19 protein-coding genes are annotated in these 24,819 nt (G+C 58.9%); 14 read left to right on the top strand and 5 right to left on the bottom strand.

The window, feature by feature from the left end; translation table 11 throughout:
- The first annotated feature begins 122 nt into the window (after positions 1–122).
- The 9 genes from HDE77_RS09955 to HDE77_RS09915 all read left to right on the top strand — a co-directional run bounded on the left by HDE77_RS09955 (position 123) and on the right by HDE77_RS09915 (position 9,688).
- Complete coding sequence (locus HDE77_RS09955; protein ID WP_184417168.1) at positions 123–599, top strand: PaaI family thioesterase; 477 nt, start codon at positions 123–125, stop codon at positions 597–599.
- 176 nt (positions 600–775) lie between these two features.
- Complete coding sequence (locus tag HDE77_RS09950; RefSeq protein ID WP_255482634.1) at positions 776–2,536, top strand: aspartyl protease family protein; 1,761 nt, start codon at positions 776–778, stop codon at positions 2,534–2,536.
- Positions 2,537–2,659: 123 nt separating this feature from the next.
- Complete coding sequence (locus tag HDE77_RS09945; RefSeq protein WP_184417167.1) at positions 2,660–3,205, top strand: hypothetical protein; 546 nt, start codon at positions 2,660–2,662, stop codon at positions 3,203–3,205.
- A gap of 193 nt (positions 3,206–3,398) precedes the next feature.
- Positions 3,399–3,941, top strand: coding sequence for a hypothetical protein (locus HDE77_RS09940; protein ID WP_184417166.1), 543 nt, complete (start codon positions 3,399–3,401; stop codon positions 3,939–3,941).
- A gap of 150 nt (positions 3,942–4,091) precedes the next feature.
- Complete coding sequence (locus HDE77_RS09935; protein ID WP_184417165.1) at positions 4,092–4,286, top strand: hypothetical protein; 195 nt, start codon at positions 4,092–4,094, stop codon at positions 4,284–4,286.
- 846 nt (positions 4,287–5,132) lie between these two features.
- Positions 5,133–6,104, top strand: coding sequence for a PHB depolymerase family esterase (locus HDE77_RS09930; protein ID WP_184417164.1), 972 nt, complete (start codon positions 5,133–5,135; stop codon positions 6,102–6,104).
- A 478-nt stretch (positions 6,105–6,582) separates the two neighbouring features.
- On the top strand, positions 6,583–7,041 hold the full coding sequence (locus tag HDE77_RS09925; RefSeq protein WP_184417163.1) for a hypothetical protein: 459 nt from the start codon (positions 6,583–6,585) through the stop codon (positions 7,039–7,041).
- A gap of 556 nt (positions 7,042–7,597) precedes the next feature.
- The gene (locus HDE77_RS09920) at positions 7,598–8,029 is read left to right on the top strand and encodes a sel1 repeat family protein (protein WP_184417162.1); all 432 of its coding nucleotides are present in this window, start codon (positions 7,598–7,600) and stop codon (positions 8,027–8,029) included.
- A 525-nt stretch (positions 8,030–8,554) separates the two neighbouring features.
- Positions 8,555–9,688 (top strand): hypothetical protein, encoded by a 1,134-nt coding sequence (locus tag HDE77_RS09915; protein WP_221444213.1) that lies wholly within the window; start codon positions 8,555–8,557, stop codon positions 9,686–9,688.
- 346 nt (positions 9,689–10,034) lie between these two features.
- Here the strand turns inward: HDE77_RS09915 and HDE77_RS09910 are convergent, their stop codons facing one another.
- Entirely contained in the window at positions 10,035–10,565 is a 531-nt protein-coding gene (locus HDE77_RS09910) for a dihydrofolate reductase family protein (RefSeq protein WP_184417161.1), read from the bottom strand.
- A 408-nt stretch (positions 10,566–10,973) separates the two neighbouring features.
- Between HDE77_RS09910 and HDE77_RS09905 the strand changes: the two genes are divergently transcribed.
- The 5 genes from HDE77_RS09905 to HDE77_RS09885 all read left to right on the top strand — a co-directional run bounded on the left by HDE77_RS09905 (position 10,974) and on the right by HDE77_RS09885 (position 16,836).
- The gene (locus tag HDE77_RS09905; RefSeq protein ID WP_184417160.1) at positions 10,974–11,555 is read left to right on the top strand and encodes a carbonic anhydrase; all 582 of its coding nucleotides are present in this window, start codon (positions 10,974–10,976) and stop codon (positions 11,553–11,555) included.
- 871 nt (positions 11,556–12,426) lie between these two features.
- Positions 12,427–13,281 (top strand): hypothetical protein, encoded by an 855-nt coding sequence (locus HDE77_RS09900; RefSeq protein ID WP_184417159.1) that lies wholly within the window; start codon positions 12,427–12,429, stop codon positions 13,279–13,281.
- A 198-nt stretch (positions 13,282–13,479) separates the two neighbouring features.
- Positions 13,480–14,172, top strand: coding sequence for a hypothetical protein (locus HDE77_RS09895; RefSeq protein ID WP_184417158.1), 693 nt, complete (start codon positions 13,480–13,482; stop codon positions 14,170–14,172).
- A gap of 1,057 nt (positions 14,173–15,229) precedes the next feature.
- Entirely contained in the window at positions 15,230–15,610 is a 381-nt protein-coding gene (locus HDE77_RS09890) for a hypothetical protein (RefSeq protein WP_184417157.1), read from the top strand.
- A gap of 350 nt (positions 15,611–15,960) precedes the next feature.
- A complete protein-coding gene (locus tag HDE77_RS09885) occupies positions 15,961–16,836 on the top strand; it encodes a LysR family transcriptional regulator (protein ID WP_184417156.1) in 876 nt (291 codons plus the stop codon).
- 209 nt (positions 16,837–17,045) lie between these two features.
- On the opposite strand, the gene HDE77_RS09880 is transcribed toward HDE77_RS09885, so the two are convergent.
- The 4 genes from HDE77_RS09880 to HDE77_RS09865 all read right to left on the bottom strand — a co-directional run bounded on the left by HDE77_RS09880 (position 17,046) and on the right by HDE77_RS09865 (position 24,745).
- Complete coding sequence (locus tag HDE77_RS09880) at positions 17,046–18,470, bottom strand: efflux transporter outer membrane subunit (RefSeq protein ID WP_184417155.1); 1,425 nt, start codon at positions 18,468–18,470, stop codon at positions 17,046–17,048.
- Positions 18,467–19,687, bottom strand: a complete 1,221-nt coding sequence (locus tag HDE77_RS09875; RefSeq protein ID WP_184417154.1) for an efflux RND transporter periplasmic adaptor subunit — start codon at positions 19,685–19,687, stop codon at positions 18,467–18,469. The genes HDE77_RS09880 and HDE77_RS09875 overlap by 4 nt, the downstream gene beginning before the upstream one ends.
- On the bottom strand, positions 19,677–22,880 hold the full coding sequence (locus HDE77_RS09870; protein WP_184417153.1) for an efflux RND transporter permease subunit: 3,204 nt from the start codon (positions 22,878–22,880) through the stop codon (positions 19,677–19,679). The genes HDE77_RS09875 and HDE77_RS09870 overlap by 11 nt, the downstream gene beginning before the upstream one ends.
- A gap of 374 nt (positions 22,881–23,254) precedes the next feature.
- Positions 23,255–24,745 (bottom strand): MFS transporter, encoded by a 1,491-nt coding sequence (locus tag HDE77_RS09865; protein ID WP_221444212.1) that lies wholly within the window; start codon positions 24,743–24,745, stop codon positions 23,255–23,257.
- Positions 24,746–24,819 lie beyond the last annotated feature (74 nt).

Here is a 24,819-nt window from a genome sequence, read left to right as displayed (position 1 = left end):
GGCTGCTAAGGTCTGCCATTCGAAGCGGACCTTGATCCGAAGTCATTTCGGGCATCCCGACGGTTGCTTTTCCCAAGGTCATACAGAAGACCTCGCAACGCCAACTCCCAAGGAGAGGTGCCATGAATGAGCAACCGACATCCTCGACTCGTGAACTGAGCGCAGAAAGTGAGGCGCGTGTCCGCACCAGCTTTTCCCGGCAAGGTCTGATGCGCCACCTGGGTGCTGTGCTCACGGACGTTCGGCCAGGGCGAGTCAGCATCAAGCTGCCATTCCGCGAGGAACTCACGCAACAAAATGGGTACTTCCACGCCGGCAGCACCAGCGCGATCGCCGACTCGGCGGGAGGCTACGCCGGATTCACTCTGTTCCCCCCGAATAGCTCAGTCCTGACGATCGAGTTCAAGATCAACCTGCTGGCTCCCGCGCGAGGCGACTATCTGGAAGCCATCGGCACGGTGGTGCGTTCGGGACGGACCTTGACCATCTGTCAGCTTGAAGTATTCGCCGTGACCGCCAAGGAGCGTACGCTGATCGCGTTAGGTCAACAGACTCTGATCTGCAAACAGGACAAGCAGGAGGGTGATCCAAAGATCTAGATCCATAGGTAGGTATTGGTTCGACATAGCGTCTGTATTCGAAGGCGGACGCCACCCGAGGCAGACGTCTTGCAGACAGCAATGAGCGCCAACTTTGTCGGGTGGCTATGTTCGTTGCACTACTCATTGTCGCAAAAACATTCTGCAGCGATGGCAAACATGGGGGAGTGATGAGGATGTTGCGTTTTTTCTGCCTTGGCATGGGCCTCTTGCTTGCAGGCCAGGCTTGGGCGGACGACTGCCGTTTGGAGAATTACGGCACGTTGCCTGTAGAAATGGTCGGCAGTCGAGCCACAACCATGGTGAAGATCAATGGGAACAATACGCGCTTCATTCTCGATACAGGGGCTTTCTTCAACATCATGTCGAGTGCCAACGCGTCGTCACTTGGACTCAAGCTGCAATCTGCGCCATTCGGTTATCGCGTCAGTGGCATTGGAGGTGCGGCGAGTGTCCAGCAAGCGCACGTCAAGGAATTCGGCATCCTCGATATGACGCTCAAAAATGTGGACTTCATTGTCGGCGGTACCGATGCCGGCAACGGATTGCTCGGCGCCAACCTGCTCGATTTCGCCGATCTGGAGATCGATCTTGCACACGGAAAACTGACGCTGTTCAAAGTGGACCACTGCGATAAGGAGTCGCTGGCGTACTGGGTAAAGGATGGCAAGTACAACGTCGCCGATATCGAACCGGCCGACAACCAGTTCGACCGACGCACCTTTTTCACTGTGACGATAAATGGCAAGAAGGCGCGAGCGGTGCTCGATTCGGGGGCGTCTGCCACCGTACTGACTCGTGACGCCGCCGAGCGCGCCGGCATCGACTTCAATGCGCCAGATGTCAAGGTTGGCAGTAGCGGCATAGGTATTGGCGCTAGGCCGGTCAAGACATGGACGGTGAATATTGATTCGTTCTCGGTCGGTTCGGAAACGATCCAGCACAGTCAGATGCAGGTTATTGACGGAAGAATTGGCGACAGAACCGACATGTTGCTCGGCGTGGATTTTCTGCTCGCCCATCATATGTTCATTGCCAACAGCAAGAGAAAAGCCTATTTCACCTATAACGGTGGGCGCGTTTTTACCTTCGCTACAGCACCGGGCGACAGCGACAGATCCGACGCCGGCACAGCTACAGACGAGAACGGCCCAGCGGCCAGGACCGCGGACGATTACGCTTTATTGGGTCAGGCGCACTTGTCTCGCGGTGAACCGAAGGCAGCCGTAGGCGATCTGGACGAGGCGATCCGCATGGCGCCCGATCAAGCCGCTTTCTACGTCGCCCGTGCGAGGGCCTATGAGGCCGACAAACAGTCCGATGCCGCGCTCACCGATCTGGACAAGTCCTTGAGCCTTGACCCGAAGAACGGCGATGCGTTGCTGATGCGCGCCGAACTTCGCTTCGCTCACAAGGACCACACGGGCGCGGCATCCGATGTGGCGGCGGCCAGCGCTGTGACACCCGTGGGCTCAACGCGGGCGCATTCCATCGCCTCCCTCTACATCGAACTCGATCAACCCACTGCGGCGTTACCGATGCTCGACGATTGGATTCGCCTGCATAACGACGACGCCATGCTTGGTTCGGCGCTCAACGAGCGCTGTTGGGCGCGCGGCCTGAGCAATCAGATGCTTGATGATGCCCTGAAGGATTGCCGCAAGGCGATCAAGCGCGATGGCGAAAACCCGACCTACCTCGACAGTCTTGGCTTGGTTGAGTTGCGACTGGGACACTATCCCGAGTCGATCAAGGCCTACGAACAGGCCGTCGCGCAAAGGCCGCGTTCCGCGTGGTCGCGCTATGGCCTTGGCCTGGCGAGAATCCGCAGTGGCCAGACGGACGCGGGCAACGCCGACCTGGTCGCCGCCCGCACGCTCGATCCTCAAATCGAAAGCCGTGCCATCAAGTATGGCTTGACTGCGGCGGGGCCTTAGTCCACAGCCGCCGGCAAACGTTGGGCCGATGCGGGCGAGCTCGCACGCTGCCAATGGCCACCACCCATAGCGGACCATTTCCATAACTGGACATCAATTTCCGTCCATAGGTAGGCAATGGCTATGAGGCGTCTTGCGCTATTTATTGCAGTGCTGGTGACAATGACAGCGTTAGCTCAAGATCAATCCGTTGTGTTTTCCAAATTCAGCAAGGCGCTGAAGCTCACTTCTTTTGACCAGAAGGCTTCCACTGCGCAATTCAGTGGCAACATCACAGTAACGGGCACTTTGTTCATTGAGTTCGATATGGCCGCTCCTGAGCGTGCCGATGGTGTCAACTTTGCAAAGTTTGTCCCCGATGCGCCATCTGCCTCGCGGCTTCCGGCAGTCCTCGCAGGCTTTTACCCTGGGGCAGTGAGGTACGTATCACTCGAACCAGCGCAAGCTGCATTGGAGGCTGGGTTTGGAAAGGAGGAAGCCATGCGCCTCGCCCACGGCAGAGAGCCTTTTTTAAGTAAGGCGGTAAGGGTCATTTTGCACAATGACCCGGCATCAGTGGAATGTGACTCAAGAGATTACGTTTCGAGTGAGGCCACCGTTGAACCAGCCGACGTCGAGCAGGTTGCAATGGGTGTAACAGGCCAAGTTGAGGTGCCCCATGGCTGCTAACAGGGTGCTCTGGCCGACAGACTTGCCCTTCGTTCGCCGGGCGAGCGAGTGCCTTGAACGTCAGCTTATGGCCGCGAACGACCCTTGCGCAGCGGACGGCCAATCGGCAATCTCGGGAGGGCTGCTTGCGACCCATAAGAGACGTTAGGGCAACCGCGAAATTGCGTCGGTGGACTACCGAGAAAGGACCTGTATGGGAAATCTTGTGCCCCAGGTTTTCTCGATCGCACTCGTTGCGCTCTCGCTTTCACTTGCGATCGGTCAGGACCTTGCGGGAACACCACCTGACCCGACTTGCGATAAAGAATGCCGACAGAGCAAGCTCAACAAGCTCAATGAGCAGCTCAGCAAAATGGATGCCGCAGCTCAAAGCCGGCTCACGCTGGCTGCGCCGACCACACGACCGGTTGGGACAGGCCACGATTCGTTGCTCGCAGCCATTTCGTCAGAACTAAAGTACGTCCGATCGCTTCCCCCCGGTACGCGGACAACCTTCGAATGTCCGAAAGATACAGATCAACTGGTTGGCCTTTCGGAAGTGCAGCTACGGAGTTTCCTCGGGCAGCCTGATTCAGAACAGCCGGCGGCCGATTTCGCACAACGCGTCCCTCAGTACTGGACCTATACCATCGGCAGTCCGTCACCTTTAGAGGCGGGGGGTGGATTTCCGGAACTGTCGTCCCACTTTGACGATCTGGGCAAGGTTAGAGGCACGATGTGTGCCCTGGCGAAGTAGCCGTTGGCATGCGGATTGCGGTGGCGGAAACGCCGGCTTTTGGCCGCGAGCGGAAGTTGCGCGAAGGTCGAACGGATGGCACGCTGCTAAGGACGGCTTTCGACCCTGAGCAGACCTCAAGGTGTGCCGGACCACGGATGATGAGTCCCAATGAACAAATTTCTCAAAACAATCGTGGTTAATGAAGTTGGCGCAGCCTTAGCGGCGGCCGCAATGAGCGCCTCTCTTATTGCTATCTATAATGTCCCCGATCAGGCGCGGTACTTTTTCTACTTGTGGCTCAGCATTTTGCAATTGTTTGTGTTGGCCAATCTAGTGAAATTCATTCGGGCGGGAAAGAAGTAACTAGGGCATTCGTCTGTTGCATCGAGCGACTTAGGTCGCTAGCCAAGGTGCGCACTCGCTGGCGTGGTCCAACTTCGAGTCGGGTTGGGCTGGTTAGAAGCGACTGTAAGCAGATGCGTGGATTTTTCTTGCTCAAATGCTGCCACTAAGCGCGGTATGTTGCTCGGATGGCCGCCGCTGCTACCGTCGGCTTCTGGCCGCGAGCGGAAGTTGCGCGAAGGGCGAGCGGCTGGCACGCTGCTAAGGGCGGCTTTCGACCCAGAGCGGACCTCACGAGTAGCAGCAAAGATCAATATTCCGTATAACCGAACCGACAGGTCCGCGTGTTAGGTAGTTAGGCCCTATGCCAATTCGAGCCGTAAGCGATCCACAAGTAATTGCCGCTTGGGCGCAAACGACAGCGACGTACAGAAAGCGATACAAACTTGTGCAGCCATCCATAGGCCTTGTGGCGGTGGTATCTATAGTTGTCGGCATCTACCTGCACAACATCTATGCATTCGCGCTGTTCTTCGTATTGTTTCTTAGCCTCATGGTCGCTCGCGTCGCCGAGAGAGTCAGCCTAGTCTGCCCACACTGCTCGCAGACTCCAGTCAGTCCTTTCGAGGGAAGGTCACCTTTGGACGTCGACTTTTGCCCTAACTGCTTCTATTGGCTTAAGGCACCGTGGTAGGTCCCGCAGCTAAGTCGCTCAGCCGTTGAAGGCGGGCTACTGTGCTGATCGTCTGCTTGTGGCCGCGAACGGCCCTTGCGCAGCGGACGGCCAATCGGCAATCTGGTTAAGTCTGTTTTCACCCGAAGCGGACATGGTGTCCGAGTCAGGCACATTGGACAGGGAGGTCTTGCATGAGCAAGGTTTTACGCGTTGGCGGACTTATGCTGCTGGTGTTCATCGCGATTGTCATGACGGCAGGCTTCTATTTCCTTTATAGCCCGCTTCCAATCGAGCCTCGGCTGAGTGAATCGATACACCGCGAGACGATAAATGTGGGCGGCCGTGAACGAAGCTTTCTGACGTATACGCCATCAAATTTGCCGCCCGCATCGCCCTTGGTGATCGTTCTCCACGGCTCGCTCATGGATGGCAACTTGATGAGACGTTGGACCGGCTATGAATTTGATCGCCTTGCCGACGAACGAAAATTTGTTGTCCTTTATCCTGACGGCTACAAGCAAAACTGGAATGACTGTCGAAAGAAGGCTACGTATCCCGCAAAGCTTGAAAATGTCGACGATGTTGGCTTTCTTCAGGCATTGATCGCCCATCTAAAGAAGGAGGGGGGAATTGATCCAAAGCGGGTCTACATATTCGGCTACTCAAATGGTGGGAGCATGGCGATCCGCATGGCACTGGAGCATCCTGATGAGGTCGCCGCCATCGCGGGGGTCTCGGTGAGCTTGCCTGTGCCGGAGGACTCGTCGTGTCCTAGCGGTAGGCGCGCTTCGCCCATGATGGTGATCGATGGAACGAGCGACCCAATTAATCCATTCGATGGCGGCACGGTATCGCTGTTTGGTTTCGCTAGCCGTGGCCGGTCACAGTCGGCCATTCAGTCACTGCAAGTCATCGCAGAGGGTGACGGAGCCACTTCATCACCCACAATAATCAGGCTGGATCCGGCCAGGCATGACGACCCCACCTGGGTTGAACACATGACTTGGTTGCAGCATGGCGTGGTCGTCGCTGAACTCAATGCCGTGCATGGTGGCGGACATGTCGTTCCCCAACCTGTTTTTCGGTTTCCACGCTTACTTGGACAGACCTCTAGTGCGATAGACGCCCCTAAAGCAGCCGCCGATTTTTATGGTGTGAAGTAGCGATGAAAATTTTCAGAGCTGCGCGGCGAGGTCCGTTTTCGACCCATTGCAGCCCTTTCACGCCCATCCCTACTTTGACGGAGACCTGTGACGTGCACCTGGCAGAGCCCGGAAACGACTTCTTTCCCGAAGCCTTCCTGACACCGAGCAAAAGAGGCTGGGCGACCAATGAGCTAGCCTCGTATGGTGAGGGAGCAGTGCCGCTTCTTCGGGCAATTCTCGACGGGTCGGCGGTCAACCGATACGGAGTGCCGTATCGGCGCCTAGGTATGCCGGTCGACTGCGCCCTCGTCACCGTCAGGATGCTTGGTCCGACAGCCATTTCCCTTCGTGAACTGATTCAAGCGGAGCTCGTTGCGGGCCATCCATACGCCGATGAGGCGCTCAGGGCGTTAGGCTAATCGAACCGTCCGCTCTCGACCCGGAGCGGACACTGCAACGGATCAGAAAAATTTGGACATTGAGAGGCGGAGAGCGGATGGACATCAATTTTGAGACTCTCGCCCACGCGTCGATAGCGCTCGGTCAGCGCCCGGTGATCATGCCAATAGAAGAGATGCAAATTGCGTCTGCTTTTGCAGAGCTTCCAGATCGTGTCGAAGTTGTAACGCGACTTGTGCATGAGCTGTTCAACAACGAGAACATGCATGTTCGTCGTATCGCAGTAAATGCTTGCAGACGGGCGAAGACGTTTGAAGTCGCGGGCCTTGAGCATGCGCTGACGGAGAGGCTAACCGACCCTGAGCCTTGGGTACGGTACGACGCCATTTGGGCGATCCAAGACGCCGGATATGACTCCCCCGAGATCAGAGCCCGACTCGCGGCCATCGTCGAGAACTCCACTTCTGACGATGAGGCGTACGTACGTAAAAGCCCGAATAATGCTGTTGTTCAAGCAAGAGTCCGAGCTCAGAGATTATTGGCTGCGCTGGCTTGATTGGGCAGTTGGATGCCGATTCATAATGTCCGTTTTCGACCCGTAGCAGACGTTAGAAGAAGCGCGACGAGCCCTCGGATGGCTCTACTTTTTGCGTTGGAAAGCTATGTTGTGGTGCCAGGAGCTTTAGCGTCATGAAACTTTCGAGAGTCTGCTTTTCGCTACCGCTTCTTTTCGCCGCTCTGACGAACCCGGGTATGGCCACTGCATATGACTGGCCGCATTGGAGCCCACCAAAGGAAGGGGTGATTCGGGATGGGAAGGCTGCCATTTCAATCGCTCGGTTGATTTGGCTTTCAATGAACCCTGATCTACGCGGCAGCAGTGACGAAGCATGGCAAACGGGCATGGTAGCCAGTTTGCAAAACGGAATCTGGCACGTCGTCGAGAAGCTGCCAAAGGGCGCCCTTGGCGGGGGAGTTGAGATAGACCTATCACAATCTGATGCGAAGGTAACGGGGATCTACTTGACACAGTAGTAGCACCGTTGCTGCTAGTTCGATCAGACTCAGCTAACGTCCGTTTGCGACCCTTAGCCGACGCTAAAGGCTAGACGATGTTCTTCTTCGAAAAGGATCGGCGCTTGCATATGAAAGGCTTTTTTTTTGGGTTTCTCATCGTATTCATATCGAGCCATGCATGGGGGCAGCAGAACGCCATTTCCATGTTTGCAGATACGGGAGCGGAAGACGTGGCGTTGGGCGATGCACAATTGACGACCTACTCAGCGAACGCGTTGCGAGGGTCAGGTGCTGCGGCGAATAAACTGGGGGTACATTTCCTGGTAGCGCGAGGGGACAGAAAAATGGCTGAGTACTGGTTTCGAATTTCCGCTGAAGATGGTAACGCCAGCGGCGAATTTAACTACGGCTCCATGATTCTTGCGGATTCAAGTGAGAACAAAGCTAGAGCAGTTTTTTGGCTTGAGAAGTCTGCGAGCGAAGGAAATGAATACGCACAAAGGGAACTGAAGCGAATAGCTCAATGAGGCAGCAATCGCCGTTGAATGTAGAGACGCTCTGACGTACGGCACCGTCCGGCTTTGGCTGCGAACGGCCCTTATGCAGCGGACGGCCAAGCGGCCATCTCGGGATGACGGCTGCTGACCCTGACATCGAAAAGCGGCTTGCATCGAGCTGCCAATACTCGCAGGCAGGCCGTGTCGACCGGCAAGCACATCTGGCCGGAGGTGGCGTTGATGTCGGCTGCAGCTCACCGCCAATCCGCGCTCGAGTTACTGTCGCGGCCGGTTTTCCAGAGTGGCGCAAAGCGACTGCATGTCGCCCCCGCCGGGATTGATTGATGCGCGGCGCGTCAAGCCGGATGAACGAAATCTAAATCCCTCTCCATTGCCGATGAATCATCGCGCATGGTCGGAGGGACTCACTCTTGGCTGTGCCCGTCACCGCCGCCCAACCGACCTTGGGCGGCGCCTCGGCGTGCCCCACACCCGGGCCACACGTTTCAGGGGAGTGGAGAGGTCCTGGTATCCCGACTGAAGCAGGAGACAACCATGAGCGTGAATATTCGAAGGGTGACCCGCGCATCCGCGATCGGGCTCGCGTATCTATTCCTTTGCTCCATCAATATTGCGCAAGCGACAGATTCGCAAGACGCGTTCCTGCCGCGCAGCATCACATCGTCGACGATTCCGGCCAACGGCGACTTGAACCCATACGGCGTGGCATTCGTGCCCCAGAACTTCCCTCGTGGCGGATCCATAGCTCCGGGCGACGTGCTGGTGTCGAATTTCAACAACGTCAACAATCTGCAGGGCACCGGAACAACGATCGTCAAGTTGACGCCGACCGGTGATTTGGCGCCAGGTGTCGCAGCGGGTACTCCCGGTAACGCCGCGACCTTTTTTCAAAGTCACCTTGCTGGTCTGACAACTGCACTGGGTGTACTTGGCCGTGGTTTCGTCATCGTTGGAAACGTGCCTACGACAGATGGAACGTTGAACACGATATCGCAAGGGTCGCTTCAGGTCGTCGACGGCCGTGGCAAGCTGGTGACTACGCTGTCCGATAGCACGTACCTGGATAGCCCCTGGGATCTGGCCATCAACGATCAGGGCAATCGTGCGCAAATATTTGTCTCCAACGTGCTCAGTGGGACGGTGTCGCGACTGGATGTCAGTATTGGCACCCTGGGGCTCGTGGTCACCAGGAAAGTACAGATTGCCATTGGGTATTCAACTCAACCCAACGCGGCGGCGCTAGTCTTGGGACCAACGGGGCTGGCTTATGACGGGACCTCAGACACGCTGTTCGTCGCCTCTACCGCGGACAATGCGATCTTCGCGGTGCCCAACGCGGGCGAGCGCAACACGGCCGTGAACAAAGGCCACGTTGTCTTTGTGGACCCCCATTTGCGCGGTCCCCTGGCGTTGGCATTTGCTCCGAATGGGCATCTGCTAACTGCCAACGGTGATGCCGTCAACGCAGATCCCCTGCATCCCAGTGAAATCGTGGAATTTACCCGCACAGGCCGCTACGTAGTAGAGGTCAATGTCGATGCTTCACAGGGCGGCGCATTCGGCTTGGCTACGGTACTTTCGGCTCAGAATCCGGCATTCAACTACGCGGCAATCGACGACGTCGCAAACGACCTCGTCGTTACTCTCATCCCGAACCCCGAGCAGTAGAAGTAAATATTTCAGCGCCGCCGCGTAGAGAAGTCCGGTCGGGCGCGGCGGCCTGCTTTTTCAATGCAAATCGGAATCGAATTTGCACAGAGAAGGCGAGCCCATCCAACAGCGCGGGGTGCGAGGCGTCCTAAGACCGTGACGTGACCAAATTGCCATCTTGCCCGCGTCGCACGAGATCAGCCTTCGGCACATGTTTTCCATTGTCGAACTGCTCCGCGAGGTTGCGGTGGAGCGTAGCCGCCATGCTGGATCTGTCTGCTATCCCGATAGCAGACATTCAGATGCGGGAGGTCCGCTTAGTCCATCCGGACCTGATGCGTTGTCTGTCGGGCGCGTCGCGCAATTAGGCAGGAACGTACGTCAACCTAATCACGTCCTCGCCCATTAACTCGCTGGCCACGAGGCGGAGCGGCGGCCGAGGGCCCGCGAAGAACGGCTTGCCGCGACCAAGCACAACGGGGTGAAGGTAGATTCGATACTCATCGATGAGACCAAGGTCGGTCAGGCTTCGCGCCAGGTCCGGTCCGGCGACTTCGATCTCCCCGGCGAGCTCGGCCTTCAGCTCCCGTATCACCGCCTCGATGTCATCGGTGACAAGGGTAGCGTTCGGGCCGACTGACTTCAGCGAGCGCGACACGACCCACTTCGGTTGGCTCCGCCACGCCACCGCGAAGTCGCGTTCCTCCGTGCCCCACTCAGGAGAGTCTTCATCCCAATAACGCATGACCTCATACATGCGCCGACCGTACACACTGCCCGTCAGGTTGCGCACTTGCTCTATAAAGTGACGAAAGAGCGACGGACCGGGCGCAAATTCCAGGTGGTCCACGTAGCCATCCAGGGACTGGTTCAATCCGAAGACAAGCTTTGCCATGGAAAATCTCCACTCCAGGGTCTTCAGGATAGCTTGGGCCGCCGTCGTGCAGAAGGGAGGTTGGACAGCATCTGCGCGCCGCTTTGTCGGTGTGGCGAATAACCAGAGGTCCACTCGCGAACCGAAACGGACTTACGAAAGTGGCTAATTCGGCGGCAGGACGCTTGGGGAAGCCAACAGCGGCTCGCGTGGTGCGAGCAGTTCTTGAGGGCACGGGGGTTCTTGTATCGAATACCGGAGAACTCACGGAGTCACTTCAGCGCCGATGCGTATCTGCGGGAACATGAAGTTCGGCGGGGGTATCATTCGAGCGCGTCAACCGGGCCCAGTAGCTCAATGCCTTTCCGAGATCAGCAATTCTCCGAGCTGGTGGCTCTGCGTGCAGCCAAACGCCTGTGGAGAAGGAAAATGGGCAAGTTCAGCGATTACGAGTACAGGAAGCAACCCGGGTTCGATATGAATACCTTCGAGGGCGCGAATCAGGCGATCCCGATGAAGACACTTGTGATCTACTGCTTTGACCCTCGGGCGGCCGAAATCCCACAGGCTGTCGCCAAGTATTTTGGGGACGAGGTCTATCCGGGAGAAAACATTCTCGACGAATCGGGCAATCGGGTTGGCCACACCCGGACACTATTTACCGAGACCAATGCGGGCGGACGCGCCGCCTTTGCTCTAGAGTCCGTGGCCGCGATGGACTACATATTCGGCGTTCAGAATGTCGTCGTGGTTCACCACTCGTTCTGCGGCACGACGACTCTGACGCCCGAGCTGCTCATCGAGGAGTTCCATGATCATTATCACGCTGATATCGCGACGATGTTTGATCACGACAGCCTTGCCATCATGGATTTCGAGATGTCGATCAAGCATGACATCGCGTTGCTTCGTTCGAGCCCGGCTGTGCCGAAGCACATCAAGCTCTTCGGCTTCTTCTACGAAATCAGTTCCGACAAGTTGATCGAGGTGGTGCGGGACATTCCTGCGTAGATCGCGGCCTAAACGGGTGAGTTCACCGCTGTGACGATACGTCGACTTCACTTCGAGCGGCCGCAGTTTGCCGCCGCCTCACTCACGAAATCTACTTCATCACCAACAGACGTGCGCCAACAACCAAGGTCTGCGCGCTCGAAGCGGGCATCGCGCCACACAAGCAGATCGTGCAGCACAAGATTCTCCAGGTGCGCTACGTTTGGTTTCCCCCCTCAGCCAAATTCGCTATGAATTTTGATTGGTCAGGCGATTTTGCAATGTTGAGCGCCAAGGTCCGATGCCTCAAATGCAACAATCCCGTTGCCCAAGCAGTCATCAGGGTGTTGCATTGACCTGCTGAAACCACCACCCAATGCGGACACTTGGTGAATAGCAGGTGTCGCACTTTCAAACACTGCCCGAAGCGTGGCCTCCGCAAGATGGGGGTGGGCGTTGGCGATAACAAAATTGCTTCCATCGGCGACAGCCTCCGCAGAGCTCCGCTGTTTTAGGCTGGACCGAATCTGTTCTGGATGCATGGAGTGAGAGCTTATGGTGCGCTGCACTGGCAACTGCGAGCAGCGCCTGGGATAGGCCGCGTGACCGCGGCGCCGTGCGATTTGCGAAAAGCCTTCGAGTGGATATGTCCCGCATGGCGTGAGCGAACGGAATGTGCACCAAGAGATCCACCGGGATACCCGCGGCTTTCCGCTTTATTCCCGATATGGCGAGCCACGCGAAGTAGGCGTATGGTCCGCACACCGGCTGACTCAGGGGTGAGGCATCGCCATGCACAAGGAAGGCGGCATCGGACGCGACTGCGACGATGCAAGGCTGGGAATCGGCGAGCATTCACAAGCGAACTCCACATCACGCAAGGATTCCACACATGTCACGTTTCCATTTTCTCCGCAGCGCCCTGGGTGCGAGTCTCGGGCTGGCTGCTGCCTGCATGTCGCTGCCCGCCCTCGCCGCCACGCCGGTCGCAGTAACCTTCGCGGCAAACAGTGTCTGGGCGCAGGAAATCGGCAACCTAAACCATTCCGACAGCTCGCTCGATTACACGGTTGCGATCGCGGCAGGCAAGACATTGCAGCTCAACCTCCTCAGCCGTAATCCCAACATCCATTTCAAAGTGAATGACCAGAGCCACGACAAACTACTGCTGGACACCCTCACGACGGGTGAATCCACTTGGTCATCGCCGAACGTGACAGCCACCACGTATGCGATCCGAGTCTATATTGACCCTGCCGCGATACAGTCCGGCGATACCGCGAAATACGCGTTGCAGATCGGGCAATACGGGGCCGAAGACATGCAGCCGCCGACGACCGAAGTGACATTCGAAGCTAACAAACCATGGTCGGAACAAGATGGGACGCTGGCCTCCGGCGCTACCGCACACAACTTCACCGTTGCAATCGCGGCAGGCATGACAGTCAAGGTCAATCTCGTCTCGAGCAATCCCGGGTTGCACTTCAAGGTGAATGACCAGACCCATGACAAGAAGCTGGTCGACACCAGCACGACCGGGGCGAACACCTGGTCCGAGTCGGTCGCGGCAGCGACGACTTACGTGATTCAGGTGTACGTCGATCCAGCGACGATGCCGTCCGGTCAAAAAGCACAGTTCGCCCTGCAGGTCGGGCAGTACGCTTCTGGGGACACACAACCCGCGAAGCCCGCCGGCGCAACCACGGCCGCGCCGCCTGCTGCGGCAACATCGATGTCATCACCTTAGGCCTCGACATAGACAACGTTGTTTGAACCACTAACGATCGATCAACAAGGTCCGCTTTACGACGGCGATTTCAGCCGGTCAACGCAACACACTGAAGACTGCGCAGGCAGCAGGAGTGTGTTGCGTTGACCGGCTGAAATCGCCACCCGAAGCGGATATAAAAGGGTACGGGGGCCGACGTCCTCAGGGGAGGGATCAATGGTTAAAAAAGTGATTCAGTGGCAACCATTGCCCCAACGGGTCGTCCGTCGCGTGCTGCCGTTGATCGTGCTGCTTGTTGTTGTCGCTTGCCACGATCAGGAAGAAAAAGTCGAGGTGCGTCGCGCGGATGCGCAGCGCGCGGCCACGACCGCTATGTCTCACGTTGCGGACCGAGCGTCGTCATTCGGCTATCAGACCCAAACCGAGGGCCTTGGTGAGAACGGGCCGGTGGTCCACGTGATTGATGTGATTCCATCATATCGACTGGACGCCTTTGGCGGTCAATTGATGGGCGACGATCGCGGCGAATTTGGTGGCGAGTTGATGTTTCGCGACCAGCAAGGGTCTACGCGTCTGCTCATGAAGAGAAATGTGCATGGCATTTTCCAGATGCCATTTGGTGTAGTTGTTTTCACTGGCCTAGCGCACATGCGCAGCAAGGTGGGTGGAACCTACCTCGTCACCGCTTCGCCCGGATCCATTCCAGTGGTCGCACCCTTTCGGGCGCTCCAGGGGGCGCCGGAAGAAGTGGTCCGCACGTTGTCCGGTGAGCTGGTGTTCAAGGTGCTCAATGGGCGCTTTGAAAGGGATGGGACTGGAGAGAAGCTTGAGGCAAAGGACTGCTACCTGATGAAGAAGAGCGGAGAAATCAAAAAGCTTTCTTGCGCTTCCATTGTCATCGTCAATTGATGAATCGGAAGTGCCGCGACGGCATGGCACATTGATATTAAGTTGGGGCCGAAGATCGCTGCGCCTACGTTGATCGAAATGCTAAAAAAAAACACCCATGCAAATGATTGGTTTTCACAAAAGAACGTCCGCTTGTGGCCGCGAGCGAAAGTTGCGCGAAGCTCAAGCGGATGGCACGCTGCTAAGGGCGGCTTACGACCCACAACAGACCCTTCGTAACGCATCAAGGGGACAGTCTTGGACAGCACAGTGAGCTCAGGCCAAAGGATTCAGCGTCTTGTTCGCGGCTGGGCAGACTACCGACGGCGACAGTGGCTTGCAGGGCTTCTATTTATCGGATTCCTTCCGTTGGCTTTCCTGATGGCGCTGGGGGTCGAACAAGTGACCGACTCAGACAAGCTAGTTATGGTGCCGGCCGCCACCCTAATGTGCGCAACGATTTGGGCGAGCGCACACTTCGTTTTCTTTCGGTGCCCTAACTGCGCTCGCCGGTTTCATATCAGCACCACACTGCGCTTGACCAACGGACGTAGCTGCCCACATTGCGGGGTGGAACGCTACCAAGCTGACTAACGGCCTCGCGTGAGATGTATTCTGCGGCACGTCTGCATTCGACCCGTAGCAGACGTCAGCGATCAAGGACAAGTCGATGGATTACGTGAGGGATATTCAATCCGATGAAGTACGGATTCAGTGCGAATCTCCCTTGCTCCGCAAGGAATTGGCACTAGCCGGAGTGCTCATAGGAGATGTTGCGTTGGTGCCCGTTGCTGATCGATCAGATCTCGCTAGAGTGCTTACATGGCTCCAAAGCCTTGGGGTTCCATTTCTGAATGCCGGCCCGGGATGGACGCCGGCTGACGTCTTTAAGTTGATGCGAAGTGAGGCTTTGGTGGTAGGGCCGATTACCGGCATCTATTGGACCGCGCCGGGCTCGTCCTACCTCAGGGAGGTGTAGCCCTCCGCCACCCTAAGCAGACATGACTGCGATGATGAAGCTGAACGAAGGCAATGCGCCAGTTGTGACTAAATAGCTTCTTTAGGGAACTAATTTTTCATGCAAATTGTTAGAGCATTTGATTCATGCTTCGTTGCTGCGCATAAAATGTTTAGTGGCAAGCAGCAGACCGCGGTAAATGCGACCACCATGATGTGTTTTACTGCATTATTTTACTGGGTTGATGTAGTGGCATTACTTAATTATACGGGCGTACTTTCAAGTCTGGGGTGGCACGGGCGAACCGTAGTTTTTATAGGTGGTTGGTGCATCGCTATCGCGTTGCTGTTTCTTTTTATGCCCCGTGCTTCAAGAATTCTCAGTGACGTGAGCCTTGGAACATCAGAGTATCGTATTTTTCGTTACGGCTTCTTCTGCTCGCCGGCTGTGATTTTTTTTGTCTTGATATTTTTGCAGATAAGATTTCCGCAGGTAACGTAACAGCGGGCCGCCTTTTCTCCGGTCACTTGGGGCTTCACGGAAGACCTTATCCTCGATGGTAATGGCGTTGCGGGAGGCGTTCCGGCTTGCAGCAGGCGCTTTTCGGGAAGGTCCGCTTTTGGCCGAATGCAGACATCCTCGACAAGGGCAATTCTCGCGATTGCGCTCGGGTTCGAGGGGCGCTACCCGTACTTCTATGCAAAACGTACCCATCTGGGCGTGGTTAGCGGTGGGTGGCCAAGATGCGTCCGGAGCGAGCACGAGTCGTGATGGTCTCGTCGCCAGGTTGGTGTGGCCCGCAGCCTGTAGTTGCCATAGAATGACAAAACTCATCAATACGCGTCTCAGTCATGATCATTGAAAATGGATTGGCGCTACGGCCGCTCGATCTGGATGCTGTGCAGGCGTTTGTGCTGGTGGCCGATCTCGCGAGTTTTACGCGGGCTGCGGAGGCGCTGGATACCACGCAGTCGGCGGTAAGCCTCAAGCTGAAGCGGCTGGAGGGGCGGCTTGGTCGTCGCTTGCTTGAACGTACGCCGCGGCGGGTGCGGCTGTCGGCGGAGGGGGTGACGTTTCTCGACGCCGCGCGTGAACTGCTCAGCGCGCATGAGCGTGCATTGAGCAGCCATGTCAGCGCACGCATGAGTTTGCGCATCGGCATTGGTGATCAGGCCGCCGGCACGCAACTGCCGACGCTGCTGGCCAAGGTCGGCGCCTACGATCGCTCGCTGCACTTTGAAGTGCGTATTGGCTCGTCCCGCAGCTTGCTGGCCGCTTACGACAGCAACGAACTGGACGCCGTGATCGTCTGTCGCGATACCGAACGACCCGACGGCGAGACGCTCTTTATCGAGCCGCACCACTGGTATGCCGTTTCCGGTTGGGAGCAGTCTCCCGGCGAGCCGCTTCGACTGGCCTCGCTGGCCTCACCTTGCACGGTGCGCGGACTTGCGCTCAAGGCGCTGGAAGAAGCTGGGGTTGCGTGGAGCGAGGTGTTCGTTGGGGGTGGCATTCCGGCGGTCAGTGCGGCGGTATCGGCTGGACTCGCCGTGTCTCCGCTCACGCGTCGTACGTGTCCTCCTTCGGCGGTGGACGTGGGTGCGCGGCTGGGTTTGCCGGAGATACCACCGATTGAAATCGCGTTGTATACGCGCACGACCGAGCCACGTACGCGGGAGGCCATCCGCATTTTGGTCGCTGCGCTGCGGGCGACCACGTCGTCTTAGTGGCTGCCCCTTAATACTGATCCGGTTTGCATATGGTTTCCCGAACACCCTTCGACTTCGCTGCGCCACGCTCAGGGCGAACGGTTCATACATATCCATCTAGTGCGCCAGGCTCGGAGTCTGCCCCAGACCCGATCCGGGAGCGAATGGCTTTTTTGCGGAAAGCTATAAGCAGGCCGGATCAATAGTGTCTGTTACTTGCTGGCCCGTTAATTACGGGCCAGCTGCTGCGGTGTCCAGCCGCCGCCGAGTGCGCGGATCAGTTGCACGCTGGCGCGCAGACGCTGCGTGTCAAGGCTGAGCAGGCCACGCTGCTCCTGCAAGGCGACGGTCTGCGCCTGCACTACGTCGAGATAGCTCACGGCGCCATGCTTGTACTGGTCCATCGCCAGATCCAGCGCGTGTTGGGCGGCATCGGAAGCTTCCTTCTGGTCGTTGCCTGCGGTACCCAGATGATCGAGCAGGTTGAGGTTGTCCTGCACCTGCTGGAATGCGCCCAGCACGACGCCACGATACGTCGCACCCGCTGCATCGGTCTGTGCTCTGGCGGCGGCGATGGTGGCCTTTCGATAGCCGCCGTCGAACACGTCGAGCAACAGTGATGGACCGATCGCCCAGATACGATTGGGCGCGGTAAGCAGGTTGGCCCAGCCGGTACTTTGATAGCCACCCTGGGCATTCAGCGTGAGCGAAGGAAACCATGCCGCGCGTGCCACACCGATGCGTGCGTTGGCTGCGGCCACTCGGCGTTCGGCGGCAGCGATATCCGGACGACGCTGCAACAAGGTGGACTGCACGCCGGTCGGCACGACCGGTACCGGGATCGATGCTGTCTGCGCTGGCAAGCTGAAGCTCGAGGCGTTCTCGCCGACCAGGACAGCGATGGCGTCCTGCATCAACGTACGCTGTGCGATGGTTTGCGACCATTGCGAGCGTGCATCCGAAAGCTGCGTCTGCGCACGCGACACGTCCAGGCCGGAAACGATGCCACCGGCATGCAGGTTGTGGGTCAGCTGTAGCGCCTTCTGATACGCCTCGATGGTCTGTTGCAGCAAGGCGATCTGTTGATCGAGGCCGCGCAACTGGACGTAGTCATCCGCGAGCTGCGCTTGCAGGCTGAGCTGGGCCGAAGCGAGGTCGGCTGCCGCTGCCAGCGCGTCGTCACGTCCCGCTTCGACCGTGTTGCGTACACGACCCCACAGGTCAACTTCGTAGCTGGCTTCGACGCCCACGGTATACGAGTGGTAATCGGCCGGTGCAGTCGGGCTACGCAATGGTGCGGTAGCCGACTGTCGATCGCGCTGCGCATTGGCGCCGAGACCGACAGACGGAAACAGTCCCGAGCGCGCTTCGGCACTGAAGGCCTGCGCCTGGGTGTAGTGCGCCAGTGCGACCGCCAGGTCGGTGTTGTTGGCCAGCAGGCGCGTTTGCAACTGATCCAGCTGCGCGTCGCCATAGAGCTGCCACCATTGATCTCGCGGCAGTTGATCGGACGGCTGCGCGGCAATCCACGGACCCACATCCTGGTATGGCGCTGCCGGCGGCGTCACCGGCGGTTTGTAGACCGGGGCCAGCGAGCAGCCGCCAAGCGCCAGGGCGATGCTGAGGGAGAGCAGGAATTCACGCGTTTTCATGAGGCTTTTGCGACCTTCACGACACTACCCTCGCTGGGCTTGGTCGTCGTCTCGCTGCTGGCGATCTTCACGGTATCGCCATTGTTGATGCCATCGGGCGGACTGGCGACGACGCGATCATTCGCCGACAGGCCGGAACCGATTTCCACCGTCTTGCCATAGTCGTGCTGGATGCTGATCGTCTTGAAGGTGATCTTGTCGTCGCTGCCGACCGTCGCCACGCGCAATCCGTTGTTGTCGAAGATCAGCGTATTGGCAGGTATGCGCAGCGCTGCGGTGTCGGAGGGCAAGGGGAAACGCACGTGCGCAAAGCTGCCCGGCATCAGCTTGCCGTCGGTGTTGTCCACCATCAACTGCACCAGGGTCGTGCCGGAGCTGGCATTGACCGCATTGGCCAACGCGACGACCTGCGCGTTGAAATCGTGACCGGGGTACTCCGGCACTTCCAGCGCCGCACGGCTACCCGGGCGAATCGCCGGGCCGTAGCTCTGCGGCACTTGTACGTAGACGCGCAGCTTGCGGATATCGGAGACCACGAACAGCTCCGATGCGCTACCGGCACCGGCGTTGATCAACGCACCGACGTCGGTATCGCGCGCCGTCACCACACCATCGAACGGCGACACGATGCGGGCGAAAGCCTTGGTGGCCAGCAGGCGATCGACATTGGCTTGCGCGGCATTCATCAGCGCAGCCTTCGCGGCGTAGTCACCGGTCTTCACGTCAACGTCCTGCTGTGCCACCGAGTCACTGCCGAGCATCGCCTGCCAGCGCTTTGCAGTGATGCCGGCGAGTTCCGCGTTGGCCTTGCTGCTGGCCAGATCGGCACGGGCTTGCAGCAGTTGCTGATCGATTTCCGGGGTCTGGATTTCGGCGAGCAACTGGCCGGCCTTCACCGGTGCGCCGATATCGACGTTCCAGTTCTTGAGATAGCCGCTGACCTGCGCGTAGATCGGTGCTCGCGTATAGGCTTCCATACGTCCGGGCAGATCCAGCACGGCATCGGCTGCACTGCGCTCGGGCGACACGACGCTGACGGTGGGAACCGCCTGGGTTTCGGTCCATGTCTTCAGACTGCGCGCCTGTGTTACGCGGGTGATCAAGCCGATCGCCACGATGGCGAGCAAAACAATGACCGTGACGAGTCCCGCCAGGCGCAGGCCGCGCCGGGATAGTGGTGCAGAGGAAGCAGCAGTGGTTGGGATTTCAGACGACATAAGCGGGTTCTCCAGAAGCATCGGCCGGGCTGGGGGCATGGCTGTGACGTGCATGAATCATGCTGAACACCACGGGCACGAAAAGTAGGGTGGCGCCGGTGGCGAACAGCAGACCGCCGATCACGGCGCGGCCCAGCGGGGCGTTCTGTTCGCCGCCCTCGCCAAGACCGAGCGCCATCGGGGCCATACCGATGATCATCGCCAGTGCCGTCATGCAGACCGGGCGGAAACGGGTAAAGCCGGCTTCCAGCGCGGCCATCGCGGCGTCGCCGTGCTCGGCCAGTCGCTCGCGGCAGAAGCTCACCACCAGAATCGAGTTCGCCGTCGCCACGCCCATGCACATGATCGCGCCGGTCAATGCGGGTACCGACAGCGGCGTATGGGTGGCGAACAGCATCCACACGATGCCGGCAAGCGCAGCAGGCAGCGCGGTGATGATCACGAACGGATCACTCCACGACTGGAAGTTCACCACGATCAGCAGATAGATCAGCACGACCGCGCCGAGCAGACCAAACAACAAGCCGGAAAACGCACTGTTCATCGTCTGCACCTGACCCAGCAGCACCACGTGCGAGCCCTTGGGTACGCTGCTGGCATTACTGTCGATGATCCTCTGCACGTCACCGGCCACCGCACCGAGATCGCGATCCTGGGTGGCGGCGTAGATCTGCACTACCGACTGAATGTCGTACTGATCGGCCACCGCGTTGCTGGCCTGCCGCTTCAGTGTGACCAGTCCACCCAGGACCTGCGCCTGGCCGCCGGCACCATTGATCGGCAGGTTGCGCAAGGCGGCCAACGTATCGAGGTTGTACTGCGGCGTCTGCATCACGATCGGATAGGACACTCCGTTGGTCGGATTCAGCCAGAACGTCGGCGCCACCTGACTGGAGCCGGCCAGATTCACCACCAGGCTGTTGGTGACGTCGCGTTCGGTAATCCCCAGCAGCTGCGCCTGGGTGCGATCCACGTTGATGTCGAAGCCCGGATTGGCTTGCGATTCCTGGATGCGTGCATCGACCACACCGGAAACGTGCCTGATCTGAGCGAGCAGCTTGTTGGCATAGGCGAAGTTGGCGGCAAGGTTTGGGCCGCGCACCTGAAGATCGATCGGTGCCGGTGCGCCGAAATTGAGGATCTGGCTCACGATGTCCGCCGGCGGGAAGGAGAACGTGACACCGGGGAATTCGCGCGGCAACCGCTCGCGCAACGTGCGCACGTATTCGGCCGTGGGGCGATGGCCTTCGTTGAGTGCGATCTGGATATCGCCATCCTGTTCACCGATCAAGCCGGTGTTGTTGTAGGTGGTGTTGATGCCGCTGTTCGACAGGCCGATGTTGTCGACCACCGTGCCCAACTCGTCGGCAGGAACCACCTGTTTGACGCTTTGCTCGATGCTCGCGAACAACGTGGAAGTGTCTTCCATGCGGGTGCCGATCTGGGCACGCACGTGCATCAGAATCTGGCCACCATCCACATCAGGGAAGAAGTTGCGCCCCAGAAATGGCACCAGCAGCAACGAGACGCCGACGAAGGCGAGAAAGCCAATGACGAAGGGCTTGCGGTGGCCCAGCGCCAGCTCGAGCAGTGCGTGATAGGCACCGCGAATCTTCTCGAAGCGCGCCTCGAACGCACGCTGGAAGCGCACCAGCGGATTACGCGACGGCGGCAACGTGGCGCTCATGCCATGTTCGTCGGTATGCGCCACATGCGGCTTCAGCAAGTACTTCGCCATCGTCGGCACCAGGGTGCGCGACAGGATGAACGAGCAGATCATCGCGAACATCACCGCTTCGGCCATCGGCACGAACAGGAAGCGCGCCACGCCGTCCAGGAAGAACATCGGCACGAACACGATGCAGATGCACAGCAACGACACGAACGCCGGAGTCACGATCTGCCGCGCGCCGTCCATGATCGCCGTCTCCGTATCCTTGCCGTGCTCCAGATGCCAGTTGATGTTTTCGATGGTCACCGTGGCATCGTCGACCAGGATGCCGACCGCCAGCGCCAGACCGCCCAGCGTCATGATGTTGAGCGTTTCGCCGAACACCGACAGCAGGATGATGGCGCCAAGAATGGCCAGCGGGATCGAGATCGCGATGATCACCGTCGAGCGCCAGCTACCCAGGAACAACAGGATCATCAGGCTCGTCAGCGCCGCGGCGATCACACCTTCGCGCGCCACGCCACTGATCGCCGCACGTACGAACAACGACTGGTCGCCGATCGGCGCCACCTTCAGATTGTCCGGCAGGATGCCCTTGCTGTCGGCGAGGCGTTGCTTCACTCCGCTCACGATGGCCAGCGTCGAGGCCGAGCCGTTCTTCAAAACGCTGAGCAGCACCGAGCGATGTCCGTCGACGTGAACGATGTTGGTTTGCGGCGGACTGCCATCCAGCACATGAGCCACGTCGCGGATATACACCGTGGTGCCGTTGACCGTCTTGACCGGCAAATCGCCCAGCGCATTGATGTCCGACGGCGCATTGTTGAGTTGCAGCGTGTATTCGAACGTGCCGACCTTCTGCGTACCGATCGGCACGATCAGGTTCTGGGCGGCCAGTGCGTTGGCGACGTCCTGCGCGGACAAGCCGCGCGCCTGCAGCGCCGCCGGATCGACATCGATCTGCACCTGGCGGCTCTTGCCGCCATACGGGTAGGGAATCGCGGCGCCCGCCACCGACACCAGCTGCGGGCGCAGGATGTTCAGGCCAAGATCGCCCAGGTTCTGTTCGCTCAAACCCTTGCCCGAAAGTGCCAACTGCAGGATCGGCACGGTCGAGGCGTTGTAGTTGAGGATCAGCGGCGGCGTGATACCCGGCGGCAGTTGCTTGAGCAGGGTCTGCGATACCGCGGTGACCTGCGCATTGGCGGTGGCGATGTTGACCGTCGGCTGGAAGAAGATCTTGATGATGCCGAAGCCACCGATCGACTTGGCCTCGATGTGCTCGACGTCATTGACGGTGGTGGTCAGCACGCGCTCGAACGGAGAGGCAATGCGTCCCGCCATCTGATCGGGCGGCAAGCCCGTGTACTGCCACACCACGGCGATCACCGGGATGCGGATGTCCGGGAAGATGTCGGTCGGTGTACGCAGCGCCGCGAGCGGGCCGATGATCATGATCAACATCGCGAGGACGACGAAGGTATAGGGCCGGTCTAGCGCCAGCCGCACGATCCTCAACATTTAAACGTACTCCAGGGGGTAAAACGGCGTGGGGGTGAAACGGCATTGCAGACTGTGCGTGGTGTCGATGACATCCACGATGTCTCGCCGTGGTCACCGCCATGGCCGGTGTTTATATCTGCCTGCTCGGGACGCATACGCATGCGAACTTGCTGGGGATGGCAGATGGATCGGCTGACTCGCACAGGCAACGCAAATAACCTATGCAAGTTGACCGTTGAGTTCGTCAGGATCGAAACAGTGCGACGAATCTGATGATCGGATGCATACGCGAGGCAGGCTTGAATCAATCCCGCGCCCACTACACCCGTTCGCGAAACGATGACATGTTCCTTTGCTCGAAGTTTTGTTGCAGGACGAAGCATTTCTTTGGCTCATGTTTCAGGACTACTGGCAAGCAATAAAAGTTTTTCGGTGGTGCGCTTTTCGCTGGGCAGCCACAGCGACAACAGGCCACCGAGCGCGAGCAGCGCAACGTTGCACCCCAAGGCCAACGTAAAGGCGTGGGCGTAGGCGTTGAGATCCTGTCCGGTGCCGAGCGCGCTGTAGAAAACGCCGCCGACAATCGCAACGCCCAGCGAAGCACCAATCTGCAAGGCAGAGATCGCAACTCCCGAAGCCAATCCGGCATGGCGTGAATCAATACCGCCGATGACGGCCTTGATGACCGAAGGCATCACCGTGCCGAAGCCCAGCCCTGCGCAGGCCAGGCCGATCTTCAGGCTTCCGGGAAGCATATGGCTGACCGCCAGCATGACGATCGCGAAGCCGAGCACCTGAAGCGCAAAACCCAGTGTCAGAGCGCGCACGCCAAGACGATGCATGAGGTGCGACGAGGCCAGCGACGCGAAGAAGCCGCCACCGACGTAGGGCAGCGTCGCGACACCGGCGTCGAGCGGCGTCATGTGGAGTCCGTTCTGCAGGTACACGGAAAGGGTCAGGAAAAACGAAGACTGCATATAGAACGCCACGGCCATCGCGATGCCCACGACGAAACTGTGGTTGCGGAATAGCGAGAGATCCACGAGTGCAGAGCCGCCACGATCCGCAAGCCGCTTCTCGAACCCGATGAAAGCGAGCAGTGCGACTGGCGACGCCGCGAGCATCGCGATGATCCACAGCGGCCATCCGTTCTCGCGACCTTCGACCAGCGGGTAGACCAGCAAGCCCAGCGTTGCCGAAAGCAGCACGACGCCACCAAGGTCGAGTCCCGGCGCATGTTCCTCCCGCGAGTCGCTCAGGAAAAACACACTGCCGATGAGGGCGGCAATGCCGATCGGTACATTGATCAGGAAGATCGCCTGCCAGGGGAGCCCGAACGGATGCGCTGAAACCAGCACGCCGCCAAGCAACTGACCGCAGATATTGGCGAGGCCAAAGGTCGCCCCATACAGCGCAAGCGCGCGGCCCTGCTCAGCCGGCGGAAACAACACCCGGATCGAGGCCAGAACCTGCGGCGCCATGGCAGTCGCCATCAACCCTTGCAGGATGCGGCCGGCAATCAGCACGTTCGGCGACCACGCCGTTCCACACAATACGGACGCGATGGTGAAACCCGCCACGCCAAGCATGAACATCCGCTTGCGGCCGAACAGATCGCCGAGCCGCCCGCCCGTGATCAGAAACACCGCGTATGTGGCGGCGTAGGCCGACATGGTGAACTGCACCGCGCTGGACGTGGCGTGGAGATTCAGCCGGATCACCGGCAGCGCCAGGTTGACCACATTGAAATCGAGGGGCGGCAGAAACGCACCCGTGAGCAGCACAGCGAGCGCTAACCAGCGCTGCGAGTGCTCTCGGGTGTATTGAACGTCGGTGCGCCCATCAGGCACACGAACGTTCATCTCTGTGGGCTGCGCGCCCATGTGGCTGCTCCTGAACGGGGGATTGAGCGGCTTGAGCTCTACCAGCCCGATGCCCGGGGCTGCGGTAGTGGGGC

Source organism: Rhodanobacter sp. MP7CTX1 (genome assembly GCF_014205795.1).
GTDB lineage: Bacteria > Pseudomonadota > Gammaproteobacteria > Xanthomonadales > Rhodanobacteraceae > Rhodanobacter.
This window is presented reverse-complemented; position numbering and strand designations above follow the sequence as displayed.

Excerpts from the sequence above, each read along its gene's own strand:
- HDE77_RS09910 (WP_184417161.1), bottom strand. The coding sequence starts at position 10,565 with ATGGCAAAGCTTGTCTTCGGATTGAACCAGTCCCTGGATGGCTACGTG.
- HDE77_RS09920 (WP_184417162.1), top strand. The coding sequence starts at position 7,598 with ATGTTCTTCTTCGAAAAGGATCGGCGCTTGCATATGAAAGGCTTTTTT.
- HDE77_RS09875 (WP_184417154.1), bottom strand. The coding sequence starts at position 19,687 with ATGTCGTCTGAAATCCCAACCACTGCTGCTTCCTCTGCACCACTATCC.
- HDE77_RS09935 (WP_184417165.1), top strand. The coding sequence starts at position 4,092 with ATGAACAAATTTCTCAAAACAATCGTGGTTAATGAAGTTGGCGCAGCC.
- HDE77_RS09880 (WP_184417155.1), bottom strand. The coding sequence starts at position 18,470 with ATGAAAACGCGTGAATTCCTGCTCTCCCTCAGCATCGCCCTGGCGCTT.
- HDE77_RS09895 (WP_184417158.1), top strand. The coding sequence starts at position 13,480 with ATGGTTAAAAAAGTGATTCAGTGGCAACCATTGCCCCAACGGGTCGTC.
- HDE77_RS09950 (WP_255482634.1), top strand. The coding sequence starts at position 776 with ATGTTGCGTTTTTTCTGCCTTGGCATGGGCCTCTTGCTTGCAGGCCAG.
- HDE77_RS09915 (WP_221444213.1), top strand. The coding sequence starts at position 8,555 with ATGAGCGTGAATATTCGAAGGGTGACCCGCGCATCCGCGATCGGGCTC.
- HDE77_RS09870 (WP_184417153.1), bottom strand. The coding sequence starts at position 22,880 with ATGTTGAGGATCGTGCGGCTGGCGCTAGACCGGCCCTATACCTTCGTC.
- HDE77_RS09905 (WP_184417160.1), top strand. The coding sequence starts at position 10,974 with ATGGGCAAGTTCAGCGATTACGAGTACAGGAAGCAACCCGGGTTCGAT.
- HDE77_RS09945 (WP_184417167.1), top strand. The coding sequence starts at position 2,660 with ATGAGGCGTCTTGCGCTATTTATTGCAGTGCTGGTGACAATGACAGCG.
- HDE77_RS09865 (WP_221444212.1), bottom strand. The coding sequence starts at position 24,745 with ATGGGCGCGCAGCCCACAGAGATGAACGTTCGTGTGCCTGATGGGCGC.
- HDE77_RS09955 (WP_184417168.1), top strand. The coding sequence starts at position 123 with ATGAATGAGCAACCGACATCCTCGACTCGTGAACTGAGCGCAGAAAGT.
- HDE77_RS09930 (WP_184417164.1), top strand. The coding sequence starts at position 5,133 with ATGAGCAAGGTTTTACGCGTTGGCGGACTTATGCTGCTGGTGTTCATC.
- HDE77_RS09925 (WP_184417163.1), top strand. The coding sequence starts at position 6,583 with ATGGACATCAATTTTGAGACTCTCGCCCACGCGTCGATAGCGCTCGGT.
- HDE77_RS09890 (WP_184417157.1), top strand. The coding sequence starts at position 15,230 with ATGCAAATTGTTAGAGCATTTGATTCATGCTTCGTTGCTGCGCATAAA.
- HDE77_RS09885 (WP_184417156.1), top strand. The coding sequence starts at position 15,961 with ATGATCATTGAAAATGGATTGGCGCTACGGCCGCTCGATCTGGATGCT.
- HDE77_RS09900 (WP_184417159.1), top strand. The coding sequence starts at position 12,427 with ATGTCACGTTTCCATTTTCTCCGCAGCGCCCTGGGTGCGAGTCTCGGG.
- HDE77_RS09940 (WP_184417166.1), top strand. The coding sequence starts at position 3,399 with ATGGGAAATCTTGTGCCCCAGGTTTTCTCGATCGCACTCGTTGCGCTC.